We start from the raw sequence: 15,500 nt of genomic DNA on the forward strand, positions 1-15,500 counted from the left end.
CAGTGCTGAAAAGTCAGGTTATGCTAGGGGCATAATCAAAATCGGCTATTAAACAATGAACATAGCACAGTTAGAAAAAACACAGCATGCCAGTCGTTATGCTAAGCACGTTTGGCAAGTGTATGCAGATGAAATACAACAAGATCAACAGCAATACCCATTTCAGCAGGTTTTAACTCGGCAAGATATACAACATTTAGTCACCCAAGCCGTCAGCCATCTTTCAAATGAACATGAGTTTATGAAAGCGTTACGTGTATTACGCGCACGCCTCATGTTTCGTTGGATTTATCAAGATGTGAATCAACTGACCAATGTTATTGCACTCACTCAAGAATTGTCTGATTTTGCTGATGCTTCAATGATTGTGGCTAAGCAATTTGCACGTATTGCTTTGGTGGAAAAGTATGGCGAACCGATTGGATACGATGGGGCAGTACAAGACTTAATTGTGATTGCAATGGGTAAGCTTGGTGCACAAGAGTTGAATTTGTCGAGTGATATTGACCTTATTTTTGCATTTGATGAGCAAGGTGAAACCAACGGCAAAAAGTGTATAGATGTACAACAGTTTTGTGTGTTGTGGGGGCAAAAACTCATTTATTTACTAGACCATGTGAGTGCTGATGGTTTTGTATTTCGGGTAGATATGCGATTACGCCCTTGGGGGGATGGCTCTGCATTGGCTGTCAGTCACGCCGCTTTAGAAAAATACCTACTACAACATGGCCGTGAGTGGGAACGTTATGCGTGGATTAAAGCCAGAGTTGTCAGTGGTGGTTCAGCAGGGCAAGCACTACTACAGATGACACGCCCTTTTGTTTTTCGCCGTTATGTTGACTATTCAGCTTTTGAAGCCATGCGAGAAATGAAAACGCTGATTGAGCGTGAAGTGGAACGTCGTCAGTCGAAAGATGATATTAAATTGGGTGCAGGAGGAATTCGTGAAATTGAGTTTATTGTGCAAGTGTTTCAGCTGATTTATGGTGGCTCAAAACTTGAGTTACAAGACCGTTCTTGTCTGACCAATTTAAGCCATTTGGCAACCGCAGAATTACTCTCACAAACAGAAGTAGATACGCTCACAGATGCTTATCTATTTTTACGCCGTGTAGAACATGCCATTCAAGCGATTGATGACCAACAAACCCAAATTTTACCGACCACACCCGAGTTGCAACAGTGTTTACTGATGACGCTTGCTTTTTCATCGTGGGATCGCTTTTTACACGTATTAGACCAAAAACGTCAGGTGGTAAGTGAGCAGTTTAAAAAGCTGATACAGCATCATGTTCCCAAAGAAAATACGACATCAATTCAACACTTAGATGAGCAACTCAAAACAGCTTTAGATGATGCAAGTTATGCTTTGGTCACGCAATTTTGGGCGAGTCATAGCTTGCAAAAAATGCCTGCCAAAGCATTAGAGCGTTTAAAAACCTTTTGGCCTTTATGTATCACACAAGTACTGCAACTCTCTGAACCACAACTTGCTATACAGCACTTAATCCCTTTGATTGAGTCGATTATGCGTCGTAGTGTGTATTTTGTCATGTTGATTGAAAGCAAAGGTGCATTGCAACGGCTGGTGAAAATGGCAGAAGTGAGTCCATGGATTTGTGCTGAGTTGACGCAATATCCAGTGTTGTTAGATGATTTTCTGACCATGGACTTTGAGTTGCCGAAAAAACATGACTTGGTCGATGCACTGCGTCATCAGTTGTTGCGTGTAGAAATAGATCAAGTTGAAGACCAAATGCGGGTATTACGCTTATTTAAAAAAAGCTATGTACTGGGTGTGGCGGCAAGTGATGTATTGGCAGAAAGTCCACTCATGAAAGTGTCTGATGCCCTCACAGATATTGCAGAAACCTGTGTTCAAGCCACATTACATTTGGCCTATCAAGCGGTGGCACAACGTTTTGGTTTTCCATTAGATATGCAAGGGCAACGCTGTCATTTGGCACAGCATCGTTTTGCCGTGATTGGTTATGGCAAACTTGGAGGGATTGAGCTGGGTTACGGCTCAGATTTAGATTTAGTATTTATTCATGATTTAGACGAACAAGCAGATACTGATGGCCGTAAAGCCATTACAGGGTTTGAGTTTGCATTTAAAGTGGCACAAAAATTTATGTCACTCATGATCACACAAACTCTAGATGGTCGAGCCTATGAAATAGATACCCGTTTACGTCCATCGGGTGAAGCAGGGGTGTTGGTGACCAGTATACATGCCTATGCGCGTTATCAACGGCAAAGTGCTTGGCTATGGGAGCATCAGGCTTTGGTTCGTGCCAGATCTATTGCAGGTGATGCACAATTATGTGAACAGTTTGAACGAATTCGAGCCGAAATTTTAACTCAAGTGCGAGAGCCAAAATCACTGGCACAAGAGGTTAAAAACATGCGTCAGAAAATGAAAGATCATCTAGGTTCGAGTAAGATTGCACAAAAAGAAGGAATTTTTCACTTAAAACAGGACTCAGGTGGTATCGTTGACATCGAATTTATGGCACAGTATATCGTGTTGTTAGGAAGCCACGCGAACCCAGATCTCGCCCGCTATCCTGACAATGTTCGAATCTTAGAAGATGCTGCCAGATTTGGTTATTTATCCGCAACCGAATCACAGAATTTGATTCACGCTTATCTCAGCGAACGAGCGACAAGCCACCGAAGAGCCCTTGCAAACCATAATATGCAAGTTTGTGCTGCGGATTGGCAAACTACCCGTGACATCGTTTGCAAGCTATGGCATAAATTGATTGACTCAGTGGCACAAAGCGATGCGACCGAGCAGTAATAATAATGTAAAAATTTGGAGTGTGTGCCATGAACTTGGCTGATCGTGATGGTTTTATTTGGCAAGATGGAAAATTAATAGATTGGCGTGATGCAAAAGTACACGTCCTTACACATACATTACACTATAGTATGGGTGTGTTTGAAGGTGTTCGTGCCTATGAAACCCCAAAAGGCCCTGCAATTTTTCGTTTAAAAGAACACACTAAGCGTTTGTTAAATTCTGCAAAAATTTATCAAATGAAAGTCCCGTTTGATCAAGCAACACTTGAACAAGCACAAATTGATGTTGTTCGTGAAAATAAACTGAACTCATGTTACTTACGTCCATTTATTTGGATTGGTTCAGAAAAATTAGGAATCTCTTCAACAAGTAACTCAATTCATGCTGCAGTTGCTGCATGGGGTTGGGGTGCTTACTTGGGTGAAGAAGCAATGGCGAAAGGCATTCGTGTAAAAACGTCATCGTTCACGCATCATCATCCAAATGTAACCATGTGCAAAGCAAAAGCATGTGGTAACTATACTGTGTCTATTTTGGCACACCAAGAAGTTGCACAAGCAGGTTATGACGAAGCCATGATGATGGACCCACAAGGGTTTGTATGTCAGGGTGCAGGTGAAAACGTATTCTTAATTCAAGATGGTGTGTTACATACGCCTGACTTGGCTGGTGGTGCGCTTGATGGTATTACTCGTCAAACAGTGATTACCATTGCAAAAGACTTGGGTTATGAAGTGGTTGAACGCCGTATCACGCGTGATGAATTCTACATTGCAGATGAAGCATTTTTCACAGGTACTGCAGCTGAAGTGACGCCAATTCGTGAATATGATGACCGTCAAATTGGTGAAGGTGTACGTGGTCCAATTACCACGGAAATCCAAAAAACGTTTTTTGATGCCATACAAGGTAGAAATCCGAAGTATGAGCACTGGTTGACGTATATCAACTAAGCAAAAAGGCGAAACTTCGGTTTCGCTTTTTTTATGTCTGTCAGATAGGCTTTATGCTAAACTATTTTAGACCATACAGTGTAAGCCAAATGTGGCGGGTGAAAGTAGCATGACAGATTCGCAACCAATCAATGTACCAGATGCACAAGACAACATTATTTTGTGTATGAAATGGGGCACAAAGTATGGTGCAGAATATGTAAACCGCTTATATAGCATGGTGAGCCGACACTTAACTTTACCGTTTAAAATGGTGTGTTTAACAGATATCAGCGAAGGAATTGTACCCGAAGTCGAGTGCTATCCAATACCACCGCTTGATTTACCAAAAGGTAGCCCTGAACGTGGCTGGAATAAATTGTCGACTTTTGAACCTGATTTGTATGGTTTACAAGGCAATGCCTTATTTTTAGACCTAGATGTGGTGATTGTAGATAATATAGACTGTTTTTTTCAGCAAAAAGGCGACTTTTTAATTATTCACGACTGGAAGCGTCCATGGCGTATTACGGGAAATAGCTCGGTATATCGTTTTAAAATCGGTGCTTTCCCAGATGTATTGCCATACTTTAGAGAAAACTTTAACGAGATTCGTAAAAACTTTCGTCACGAACAATCATATTTATCATGGTTTATAGATAAACACAGTACGCTTACTTACTGGCCTGAAGAGTGGTGTAAAAGTTATAAATACCATTGTCTGCAAAAAATACCATTGGCTTACTTTAAGCCACCTGTAAAACCAAAAGATGTCAAAATTATTGTTTTCCATGGTGAGATTAATCCACCAGAAGCTATTAATGGTGGTGGTGGTAAATGGTATCGCTACGTATTGCCATCGGACTGGATTAAACAGGCGTGGCAGTAAGTTGGTGGTGGTGACATTGGTTAATAGATTGAGTTAGAGCATGAACGTTTCTTTTTATTTGATTAATTTAGACTCTAGCGTAGAGCGTTTGAGTAAAGCAGATGCGGAACTGTCTGCACAAGACATCCACTATACAAAAATATCAGCGGTAGATGGACGTCAGATGGACCTTTCATCTTACTCAAATTATGATGATAAAAAAGCACATGCTTTTACAGGTAGAGCATTGCTTGGTGCTGAAATTGGTTGCTACTTAAGCCATCAAAAGGCAGTAGAAGCTTTTTTGGCTTCTGGAGCAAATTATGGTGTGGTACTTGAAGATGATTTAAAGTTAAGCTGTGATTTGGGTGCAAATGTATTTGAATTGCTTAAGTGGCTCGAGGAAAACCAGCATTCAGATTGGCATTTGATTCATTTGGCTGCACAGAAGAAAAAGTTGTCTGCAAAAATAACTCAGTTAGGGCAACATGAACTATTGCATGCCTATTACTTCCCAACGTTGACTACAGGCTTGCTTTGGTCAAAAAAGGGTGCAGAAGCATTTTTAACACGTGTAACAAGCCAGCCGATTTATGCGCCCATAGATGTCGAGCTACAGGCATGGTTAAGTAAAACAGGTCAAGGGTTGTCTGTGTATCCAGCATTGGTTGGCTCTACAGGTCTAGATAGTGAAATTGATGCAAGTGCGGCAACAAACCATCAAAAACGTTTACGTAAAGATCGGTTTTTACCACGTCAAAAAAGAATGTGGTTAAACAAATGTTATGCCTTGAAGCATCTTTTAGTGAATAAGTAGAGATATCGAAACAATGCACATTCTTCTTATTAATTTAGAGCCATGTACTGAGCGTTTAGAGCAACAACAACAACAGTTTCAAAACATAGGATTAACATTTAGTCGATTGCCTGCGGTATCTGTAAATGATTTTTCTATAGACAGCTATGAGCAGTTGGCGTTTCAAGGGCAACGCCCGATGAAGCAGTCTGAATTGGCATGTTTTTTAAGTCATAAAAAAGCATGGCAACACGTTGTAGATTTAAACGAGCCATGTTTAATTTTAGAAGATGATGTTGTTTTGGTGTCTGAGCTTAAGCAGATTCTACAAGATGTTGAAGGATTAACAGCGGTTGATGTACTGAGTTTAGAAGTACATGGCCGTAAAAAAATTATTGCAAAAGAAAAGAGTTTTACTGTAGCTCAAGACTATGCATTGTTTAGAATGTACCAAGACCGTAGTGGTGCAGCGGCATATGTACTCTTCCCATCGGGTGCAAAAAAACTATTGACATGTTTGGAAAATAGTCACCCACGTTTAGCCGATGAGTTTATTTCTAGTTGTTATGCGTTGAATTCATACCAGATTGAACCTGCTGCGGCAATACAAAGTGATAAAGCAGCTATGTATGATGTAGGTGTGAGCATTACGCATGAGTCAGTGATTGCCATGATTAAAAATCATCATGTTAATCCAAATAGCCAACGTTGGACTGCAAAAGTGAAGCATAAAAAAAATCGTATAGTACAACAGGCCTTACTGGGTGTAAGGCATGTGTCTGTGTTACTAAAGTCAGTACGCCGTGATATTAAAGTTGAGCCTAGTAAATTTCAGAAATAAACTAAGCCATTATTTAGGTGAGTATTTAAGCCAAGCTGTAGACTCTTGCTGTGTTCTTTTTATGACTTCAGCCATGGCTTTCCATTGCGTTAGCTTAAATGTGTAACGAGCAATACCAAGTGGCTTGAGTATTTGGTAAATCATACATTTAGAGCGAGATTTACGTTGTAGCTTTGTGATTAACTGGTTAAATGCATCTACTGACATATGTTTATAGGCAAATAAAATTTGTGAACGATACCAGCGACAAAAATAGTTATGGCATAAGTTAGGTTCACTTGCACCACCAATATGTAAAATCTGCAAATGATTTAACTTAATTAATGGTAGCCCGAGCTGTTTAATACGTAAGCAAATGTCTTCATCTTCACAGTACATAAAAAAGTCGGGGTCGAAACCACCAATGTGTTGGTAGATTTCAGAACGAATTAAAAGTAATGCACCACTAAACCAACAGATTTGATTTTCAAAACCGAAAGTTTCATGAAACTCATAGTTATAAAACTCAGATAAATCTTGTTGTTTTTCATCGAGTAATTGTGTTGTGATTACCCCATATTCTGGGTGAGCATTGGCTTGTATAAGTAGTTCTTGTAAATAGTCAGGATCTGCTAAAACCAAGTCGGGATTGGCAATCAGTAGGTGAGGTTGCTTGGCCACACTTGCTGCGAGATTCATGGCGCGACCAAAGCCAATATTTTCTGACAACATCACTTGAATGTTTAAATTTAAGTTAAGGTTGTTTTGTTCAATCAGTGATTGCATGGTGTTGTTATTACTGTTATTTACAATAATCACTTCTAGGCATGATGCATCAATGGTTTGTTTGGTGAGATCATGTAGGAAGTTAACAATAAATTGCTCTGTATTGTAATTCACAATAAGAATAGATAAACCCATGTAAAAACCTCTAATTTAAAAAATATATTGTGCCATTTACGCAGAGAACCAATCTTTAAATCGGGTTAAAAGGCTTTTTTTAGGGGGGTTAGCTACGCTGTCATGTTCGCCAATATGATGGCAAGCCCCATGTTTTAAGTAGGCCGTATATTTACCTTGGCCACGTAACACACGTGAGATATGTCGCTCTTTTTTAAACTGAGCAAAGTGACAGTCAAAATTTTGCCAAATTTGTTTTTTAGCAATATGTGGGTTAAATGTGTAGCCATGCCACTGTGCATGTAATGGATCTAAACGTACAATATCTATACCAAGTACGTTGGAGAATTGGATTTTTTCTTTTTCTTCTGGGCTGAGTGGAAAATCTGTATATTGTCTTAAACAAATATTGCTTATATCTGAGCTATTTGAGAGTAGCTGATACATCTGTTGAAAGTCAGGTAAATCATCAAAATACCAATCATCTTCACAGTGAAAAATATAGTCTGTGTTGACTTGTTTATACATATGATCAACCGCAGGGTGATGCCCTAACTGTTGCCCCAAGCAAATGAGCTTTCCATGTGGGCATAACTCTTTAAATACTACATTGGTTTCTTCATCACCAAAGTCATTAATGGCAATAATATGTTCAAATTGAGCATGTTTAAACAGGCTTTCTAAGGTTTGGCGTAAGAGTTGTGGACGTCGCCCAATGGTTAGGCATAAAGTGATATTTGAAGTGTCCAAAATTGAAAGCCCTATAGTTAATCTAAAGTAGATGAGAATGTTTCTTAAACATTATTGTGTAAAGTGATGACAGAATCAAGAATACAGTTGATGTATCATTGATAAATATTTGGCCGATTGGGTACATGGCGAAAACGTTTATAGCCCCACATGTAATCACTTAGTGAGCGATTGATAAGCTTTTCAATTTCAGTATTTAATCGAGCGGTGGCAATCTCTATATTGGGGTTATAGAGGTCTGCATGGTCAAGTAAATCGCAATAGATGTCAAAACCTTTGCCATCATCACGGCGAAAACAACTTAAACCGACCAACTGACATTTAGTTTTTTGTGCCATTTTACTAGCAAGTGTACTGGTGAGTGTTTCTATGCCAAAAAAAGGCACAATCACACCACCAGAAGGGTGTGGCACATGGTCAGGTAAAATGACGCTTGAGCCACCTGATTTTAAATTCTTAAATAGTAATTTCACACCACTCATATCTGTAGGTACAAGTTTTGACTTTAAAGCTTCGCGAGATTGTAAAACAAATTGATTGATGGCTTTTTCTTTAATGGGTTTATACATAATGGTCAGGTCTGTATGTTGACAAAGCCAAGCATTCATTACCTCCCAAGTCCCTAGATGTGGAACAATGAGCAGTGTACCTCGAGTATCAGAAAAAGCATTTTTTAACAGATCACAGTGATGTACCGTATGAATCTGTTCAATGCTCCATTGAGGGGGCATTGCCCAGCATTTCATAAATTCGCTGTAAGATAAACATTGCTTCACGACGCTACTTTTTGCCAAGACTAGACGTTCAGCATCATCAAGTTGAGGGTAGGCTAATTTTAGATTGATCAGTACTTTTCGGAGCATTCCTTTGTTCGGTTGACGGTTTATAAACCATGCATAAGCTCTAGCCACAGACCGTATGGCAGACAGTGGAATATAACGAAAAGTATGAAGTAATTGCATAGGTTTTAATAGCAAAGTCAGTGGTTTTGATCAAAAGTCATTATAAATCAAAAATGTGTTTGTGGTGTGTACTTGCTGTGACATAAAAATAGCTCATATAATATGAGCTATTTAGCAATAAATGACCATACATATTTAGCGGTGTATGTCTGAATTACCTTTAAGTACCATATAAATTAAAGATAAAAAAATCAGTAACGCAGCCGATAAACTGCTTACACAAAAATATAATATACGTTGGTAGGTCGTGATATTGAATAGCCCATTATGCAAGATATAGTTCATGATAAACCATTGCACAAGAGAGAACACAATAATGACCAATGCACGACGGCGTACTTCAGGACGCATAGCCATAATGTAACCCCTATTGGAAATTTGCAAAATATTATGCCACTACATTGAGTGAATCACAAACATTGAATGATTGATCTAAATAAGCGATCAATTGGTGTAAAAAAGCCCTTAAATGAGTTAGTCATTTAAGGGCTTGGGTTTAGCTATTCAGCCTTAACCTTCTTGTTTTTTCTGCTCACGTAAGCGAATGCCTAAATCTCTAAGCTGTGTTGCTTCAACAGGAGCAGGTGCTTCTGTGAGTGGACATTCAGCTGTTTTGGTTTTAGGGAATGCAATGACATCACGAATAGATTGTGCACCTGTCATCAGCATGACAAGGCGGTCTAAACCAAATGCAAGACCACCATGTGGCGGTGCACCATATTTCAATGCATCAAGTAAGAAGCTAAATTTATCTTCAGCTTCTTCATCAGAAATACCTAATGCTTCAAAAATTGCTTTTTGCATTTCAAGTGTGTGAATACGTAAAGAACCGCCACCAATCTCGGTGCCGTTTAACACCATGTCATAAGCGACAGAGAGTGCTTCACCAGGGTTGTTTTTCACGTCTTCTACGCTACTTTTTGGTAGTGTGAATGGGTGATGTACAGAGGTCCACTTACCATCATCTGTTTCTTCAAACATTGGGAAGTCAACCACCCAAAGAGGGGCCCACTCACACGTTGCAAGGTTGAGGTCATGCCCGATTTTTACACGCAATGCACCGAGTGCATCGTTTACAATTTTGGCTTTATCAGCACCAAAGAATACGATGTCACCATTTTGTGCACCAACACGTTCAAGCAATTGCAATACAATTGGTTCAATAAATTTAACAATTGGTGATTGTAAACCTTCAATGCCTTTTTCAAGTTCATTGACTTTAATGTACGCCAAGCCTTTTGCACCGTAAATACCAACGAACTTGGTGTATTCATCGATTTGGCTACGAGAAAGGGTGCTTGCATTTGGCACACGAAGTGCTGCAACACGGCCTTTAGGGTCTTTTGCAGGGCCTGCAAAGACTTTAAATTCTACCGATTGCATGAGGTCTGCAACATCAACCAATTTTAATGGAATACGTAAGTCAGGTTTGTCTGATGCATAGTCACGCATTGCTTCGCTGTATGGCATTCTTTGGAATTTGCCACCAAACTCAATGTTTAATAAGTCTTTAAACATTTTCGTGGTCATGCCTTCCATTAAATCCATAATTTCATCATCATTTAGGAATGATGTTTCAACATCGATTTGGGTGAATTCAGGCTGACGGTCTGCACGTAAGTCTTCATCACGGAAACATTTTGCAATTTGGTAGTAGCGATCAATACCACCAACCATCAGTAATTGTTTAAATAACTGTGGTGATTGTGGTAGAGCATAGAAACTGCCATTAGAAACACGACTTGGTACGAGGTAGTCACGTGCACCTTCAGGTGTTGCACGTGTCAAAATAGGTGTTTCTACATCTAAGAAGCCATGGTCGTCTAAGTAGTTTCGAATCAAGTTGGTTACTTTTGAGCGGAAACGTAAACGGTCTAGCATTTCAGGACGACGAATATCTAAGAAACGATATTTTAAACGAATGTCTTCTGAAACAGTTGTGTTTTCGTCGTTCAGTGGGAACGGTGGTGTTTCAGAGCTTGCAAGGACTTCAATTTCTTTGCCTAAAACTTCAATTTGTCCACTCACCATGTTGGCATTTTCTGTGCCTTCATAGCGTTTACGCACACGTCCTGTAATTTTTAATACAAATTCTGAGCGTACTTTGTCTGCAGTTGCGAAAGCTTCAGGAGTATCTGGGTCAATAACCACTTGTACGAGGCCATCACGGTCACGCATATCAAGAAAAATGACACCGCCATGATCACGGCGACGGTGTACCCAACCGCAAAGTGTAACTGTTTGATCAATTTGGGCTTCTGTTAGTAAGCCACAGTAATGTGTTCGCATCATGGCGTGTTATGTCCAACGTCTATTATTTAAAAAATCGTTTAAAAGTACGCTAGGCTATACTTTTTTTAAGACATTCAATTATGCATGTTTCATGGTACTGCCTCAAGGATTTGTTCAAAAAACATGATAAAGAACGATTAAATGACAATAAGGTGAAACTTTCATCTAGATTGTGGATAGAGCTTGTAAAAAATAATAAATGTTATAACATAACTAAAAATAAAATGAGATCATCATAATGCAGTTTCAAAAAAAGTGGTTTGCTTTATCTTTATTGGCTTGTGCGGTGCAAAGTGTATTGGCACAAACGCCAGCAGTTGATAATTTACCTGCAATTGAGCTCAAGGGACAAAAAGATCTAGCCGTACAGCCAGATCATGTCGCAGGCGATTTTACGGTAAAACAAAAAGATTTAATTGAGGGTGCAACAACCATTGGTAATGCTTTAGAGGGTAAGGCTGGTATTTATGCCGCCCAATATACGGGTGGGGTGAGTCGTCCTGTGATTCGTGGGTTAGATGGAGCACGGGTTAAAATTACGCAAAATGGTGGCGATGCTTTAGATGTATCATCGGTATCCCCAGACCATGCTGTGACAGTTGACCCTAATTCAGCAGAAGAAATTCAAGTGTTAAAAGGCCCTGAAAGTCTGTTGTATGGTGCAGGTTCTGTGGGTGGTTTGGTTAATGTGGTAGATAATAAAGTACCAACGCATATGCCAGACAATGGTTATAGTGGCCGTGTGGGTGCACGTTATAATACAGGTAGTGACGACATGCTGTATTCAGGCCAAACCGTGATTGGCTTGGGTGATCATGTTGCATTAAGTGCAGGTGGTTTACACCGTGATGCCAATAATTATATTTTACCTAAAGATTTACAAACAAATGGGCGCAGACAGCCAGAAACCTTTGCACGTTCACAAGATGCAAATGTAGGCTTATCTTGGATTGGCGACAAAGGGTTTGTAGGTGTTGCATATAGCGAACGCCATGACCGTTATGGTATTCCAGGTGACAATGCCGCTTATGGTTCTTGTATCTTAAATAATACTGCAACAGGATTTGATAAGGGCTCTGCTAGTTGTGGTAGTGATACATCTGATGACGATGCAATTTCATGGATTAATCTAAAACAAAAACGCTATGACTTAAAGTCAGAGCTGAATGATCCATTTGCAGGCTTTTCTAAATTGGCGTTGCAAGCCAATTACACTAAGTATCAGCACCAAGAGATGGACGGGGATGAACCAGATACGACCTTTAATAGCCACGGTACAGATACACGTTTGGTGTTAACCAATACGCCGTGGGCAGGTTGGACAGGTCAGTTCGGTTTGCAATACACACAGCAAAAACTCAGTATTGGTGGCGATGAGTCACTAATGGATCCGACCAACACCCAACGTTATAGTGTATTTGGTTTGCAAGAAAAGCAAATGGGTCAGGTGCATGTGCAAGTGTCTTCACGTGTAGATCATCAAAAAATTGATATTCAACAAGGTGAAACCAACCCCGATGCGAAGAATTTCTCAGGTACAGCGTACTCGGTTGCAGGTTCAGCAGATTGGGAGTTTGTACCAAATTATAAGCTATCTTTAACGGCATCGCACCAAGAGCGTCTACCGATGGCACAAGAGCTTTACTCAAATGGTAAGCACATGGCGACCAACACCTATGAGTTGGGTAGCGATGATTTAGGGACTGAAAAATCAAATAACGTAGAGCTTGGTTTTCATTTTGATAATGACCGTTTGAAGTATAATGTGAGTGCATTCCATAATTGGTTTAATAACTTTATTTATGCAGATACGCTAGATCAATTCCAAGACTTTCGTTTAATTCAGTATCGCCAATCAAAAGCCCGTTTTTATGGGGTAGATGGTGATATTAGTTATCAAGTGTCACCTGTATATACTGTGGGTCTGTTTGGTGACTATGTACGTGGTAAGTTGGTCGATGCAGGCAATGTACCACGTGTACCAGGTGGCCGAATAGGTGCAAAAATATCGGCAAACTTCGATGATAATTACACGGCAAATGCAGAGTATTACCATGTATTTACTCAAGATGATATTGCCAGTTATGAAACCAATGGTCAGAGCTACAATATGCTAAATCTTGGTTTTGCATATAATAATCGTTTCACGAATAAGTTAGACTACCGTGTCTATACTAAAGTGAATAATGTTTTAGATAGCAAAATTTATCAGCATGAGTCATTTTTATCTCAAGTACCACAAGTGGGACGTAACTTTACTGTGGGCGTAGATTTTAAATTTTAGTGCTAAAAAGCCGTAAAATGTACTTGAAAGTTTGAGTAATTAAACTTAGCCTGACCATAATTGGTCAGGCTTTTTTGTATGCGTATTTTTCAAAAGTTTCAAAATGAACTTAAGTGGTCAAAACGACGTTATTTCATGGTTGTAGTGCTGATTTTATTTATCGTATATTTGGCATCTGCAATTTATCATACCGTGAAGCCTTTGCCTGAAGGGTTGGACTATACAGGGCCAATGCGTGCCACCCAAGCGCAAATGATAGTTGATCAAACCTTTGTAGACACTCAGGGTAAGCTTTATACCGACCAAAAGATTTTTGCATCTATTTTAGAGATGATACAACGTGCAAAAACGACCATTGTCTTTGATATGTTTTTGCTGAATGATCAATTTGGGCAATCGGATAGCCACAAACAGCGACTTTTTTCTCAAGAAACAGTACAAGCACTCATAGAGAAAAAACGTTTAAACCCGCAAATTAATATTAGTGTTATCACAGATCCAATTAATTCACTCTATGGTGCAATTGAGCCTGAGGAATATGTGCAATTACGCCGTGTGGGTATAAATGTTGTTGAAACAAATTTAACACCTCTGCGTTCTTCTAATCCAGCTTGGTCGGGTCTTTGGTATTTATGTTGTCAGGGCATGGGGAATCAAGTGGGTGGCGGATGGCTACCTAACCCATTGTCTTCAGACAAACTGACGTTAAGAAGCTATTTAAACTTCTTTAACTTTAAAACTAATCATAGAAAAGTAGTTGTTGTTGATACCGATACAGGATGGCAAGCTTTAGTTGGCTCTAAAAATATGAATGCAGGTGGGGCTTTACAAAGTAATGTTGCCGTGATGGTACATGGTGCAGTCGCTGTTGATTTGTTGAATAGCGAGCAACCTGTGGCAAAAATGTCAGGTATAGATTTGCCTTATGTTTTGATTAAAGCAGAGCCAATCACAGACAATACTTTACAAGCACAAGTGCTGACAGAAAAGGCCATTCAACGTGCAGTGGTCAACTTGCTAGATACAGCGGAGAAAAATGATCAGGTTGACCTCACCGCTTTTTATTTATCAGACCGACAAGTGATTGGTTCTTTAAAGGATGCACAAAAACGAGGGGTGAAAATTAGAGCGTTGCTTAATCCCAATCAAGAGGCCGTTGCACGATATAAAGACGGTATGCCCAATCAACCTGTGGCACAAGAATTATATGATGTTGGTGTTAATGTACGTTGGTGTGAGCATTGCCATAGTAAAGTGATCTATAAGCGTTCGAGTCATGGTCAAAAAGCAGAACTGATCGTAGGTTCAGCAAATTTAACTGCACGTAACTTACAGAATTATAATTTAGAGACCGATCTGCGTGTCGTGGGTTTAGCAAGCGATCCTATATTTGGTACCGCTCGACAGTCATTTGATCAAACATGGTTTGGTGAAAACAATACACAAAAAAGTGTGAATTATGACATTTACGCCAGTCACTCTCACTTTAAATATTGGTTGTATCGCTTTATGGAGTGGAGTGGTTTTTGTAGTTTTTAATCGCAATCACACTCAGCGTTCATCGCTGAGTGTGATTATGAATAATTATATCATGCAAGTTCATCATCTTCAGGGTTAAGCCGTTGAGGCTTAGTTGAATTTTTTTCCTTAATGATGGATGGGTAGTGCCAAGAAGCATAACGCACAATAAAAATAGCCACAGCTAAAATTAAAATTGCCCCAGAAATGACTAGTAGTCCAACATCTGCTTTATGGTCATGCTGAATGACTGAAATAAGTAGGCGTGTAAGTGCGGTAATGGCAATATAAATTAAAAACCGTACAGGCATATGATTGGTTTTAAAGTAAATCCCGACCATTGCACCCAGTTCTAGATAAATAAAGAGCAGTAAAATATCATCAATAGTGGCGTATTGTTTTTGCGTGAAAATTTCAATGGTGGTATGAACTGCTGACCAAGCAATCATGCAACCAATAATAAACAGTGCTAAATAATGAAATGCTTCAACGGCATAATTGCCAATGCGGTCAAACTTTGCTTCAAAGCTTTGACCTGTTTTTTTTGTGCTCATGAGACAAAACCCTAC

At 39.5% G+C, this 15,500-nt stretch carries 13 protein-coding genes; 7 read left to right on the plus strand and 6 right to left on the minus strand.

Features of this window, described 5'->3' with window-relative positions:
• Positions 1 to 55: 55 nt before the first annotated feature.
• The 5 genes from glnE to I2F31_RS07160 all read left to right on the plus strand — a co-directional run bounded on the left by glnE (position 56) and on the right by I2F31_RS07160 (position 6,246).
• The gene (gene glnE / locus I2F31_RS07140; RefSeq protein WP_195769374.1) at positions 56 to 2,806 is read left to right on the plus strand and encodes a bifunctional [glutamate--ammonia ligase]-adenylyl-L-tyrosine phosphorylase/[glutamate--ammonia-ligase] adenylyltransferase; all 2,751 of its coding nucleotides are present in this window, start codon (positions 56 to 58) and stop codon (positions 2,804 to 2,806) included.
• A gap of 29 nt (positions 2,807 to 2,835) precedes the next feature.
• On the plus strand, positions 2,836 to 3,762 hold the full coding sequence (locus I2F31_RS07145; RefSeq protein ID WP_195769373.1) for a branched-chain amino acid transaminase: 927 nt from the start codon (positions 2,836 to 2,838) through the stop codon (positions 3,760 to 3,762).
• Between the two features lie 109 nt (positions 3,763 to 3,871).
• On the plus strand, positions 3,872 to 4,630 hold the full coding sequence (locus tag I2F31_RS07150) for a glycosyltransferase (RefSeq protein WP_195769372.1): 759 nt from the start codon (positions 3,872 to 3,874) through the stop codon (positions 4,628 to 4,630).
• Positions 4,631 to 4,670: 40 nt separating this feature from the next.
• Positions 4,671 to 5,426 carry a glycosyltransferase family 25 protein gene (locus tag I2F31_RS07155; RefSeq protein WP_195769371.1) on the plus strand — a complete coding sequence of 252 codons (756 nt, stop codon included), beginning with the start codon at positions 4,671 to 4,673 and terminating at the stop codon, positions 5,424 to 5,426.
• 13 nt (positions 5,427 to 5,439) lie between these two features.
• The gene (locus I2F31_RS07160) at positions 5,440 to 6,246 is read left to right on the plus strand and encodes a glycosyltransferase family 25 protein (RefSeq protein ID WP_195773631.1); all 807 of its coding nucleotides are present in this window, start codon (positions 5,440 to 5,442) and stop codon (positions 6,244 to 6,246) included.
• A 9-nt stretch (positions 6,247 to 6,255) separates the two neighbouring features.
• Here I2F31_RS07160 and I2F31_RS07165 read toward each other — a convergent pair whose 3' ends face one another.
• The 5 genes from I2F31_RS07165 to aspS all read right to left on the minus strand — a co-directional run bounded on the left by I2F31_RS07165 (position 6,256) and on the right by aspS (position 11,129).
• The gene (locus I2F31_RS07165) at positions 6,256 to 7,146 is read right to left on the minus strand and encodes a glycosyltransferase family 2 protein (protein WP_195773630.1); all 891 of its coding nucleotides are present in this window, start codon (positions 7,144 to 7,146) and stop codon (positions 6,256 to 6,258) included.
• Between the two features lie 36 nt (positions 7,147 to 7,182).
• Complete coding sequence (locus I2F31_RS07170) at positions 7,183 to 7,875, minus strand: glycosyltransferase (protein WP_195773628.1); 693 nt, start codon at positions 7,873 to 7,875, stop codon at positions 7,183 to 7,185.
• Between the two features lie 95 nt (positions 7,876 to 7,970).
• Positions 7,971 to 8,837, minus strand: coding sequence for a lysophospholipid acyltransferase family protein (locus I2F31_RS07175; RefSeq protein WP_195769367.1), 867 nt, complete (start codon positions 8,835 to 8,837; stop codon positions 7,971 to 7,973).
• A gap of 135 nt (positions 8,838 to 8,972) precedes the next feature.
• Complete coding sequence (locus I2F31_RS07180) at positions 8,973 to 9,194, minus strand: hypothetical protein (protein WP_092746305.1); 222 nt, start codon at positions 9,192 to 9,194, stop codon at positions 8,973 to 8,975.
• A gap of 153 nt (positions 9,195 to 9,347) precedes the next feature.
• Positions 9,348 to 11,129 carry an aspartate--tRNA ligase gene (gene aspS, locus I2F31_RS07185; protein ID WP_195769366.1) on the minus strand — a complete coding sequence of 594 codons (1,782 nt, stop codon included), beginning with the start codon at positions 11,127 to 11,129 and terminating at the stop codon, positions 9,348 to 9,350.
• Between the two features lie 238 nt (positions 11,130 to 11,367).
• Here aspS and znuD point away from each other — a divergent pair, with 238 nt between their 5' ends.
• Positions 11,368 to 13,413, plus strand: a complete 2,046-nt coding sequence (gene znuD / locus I2F31_RS07190; protein WP_195769365.1) for a zinc piracy TonB-dependent receptor ZnuD — start codon at positions 11,368 to 11,370, stop codon at positions 13,411 to 13,413.
• 78 nt (positions 13,414 to 13,491) lie between these two features.
• Positions 13,492 to 14,952 carry a phospholipase D-like domain-containing protein gene (locus tag I2F31_RS07195; protein WP_195769364.1) on the plus strand — a complete coding sequence of 487 codons (1,461 nt, stop codon included), beginning with the start codon at positions 13,492 to 13,494 and terminating at the stop codon, positions 14,950 to 14,952.
• A gap of 50 nt (positions 14,953 to 15,002) precedes the next feature.
• Here I2F31_RS07195 and I2F31_RS07200 read toward each other — a convergent pair whose 3' ends face one another.
• The gene (locus I2F31_RS07200) at positions 15,003 to 15,485 is read right to left on the minus strand and encodes a phosphate-starvation-inducible protein PsiE (protein WP_195769363.1); all 483 of its coding nucleotides are present in this window, start codon (positions 15,483 to 15,485) and stop codon (positions 15,003 to 15,005) included.
• Between the last annotated feature and the right edge of the window lie 15 nt (positions 15,486 to 15,500).

Source organism: Acinetobacter rathckeae, from assembly GCF_015627125.1.
In the GTDB taxonomy this organism is placed as follows: Bacteria; Pseudomonadota; Gammaproteobacteria; order Pseudomonadales; family Moraxellaceae; genus Acinetobacter; species Acinetobacter rathckeae.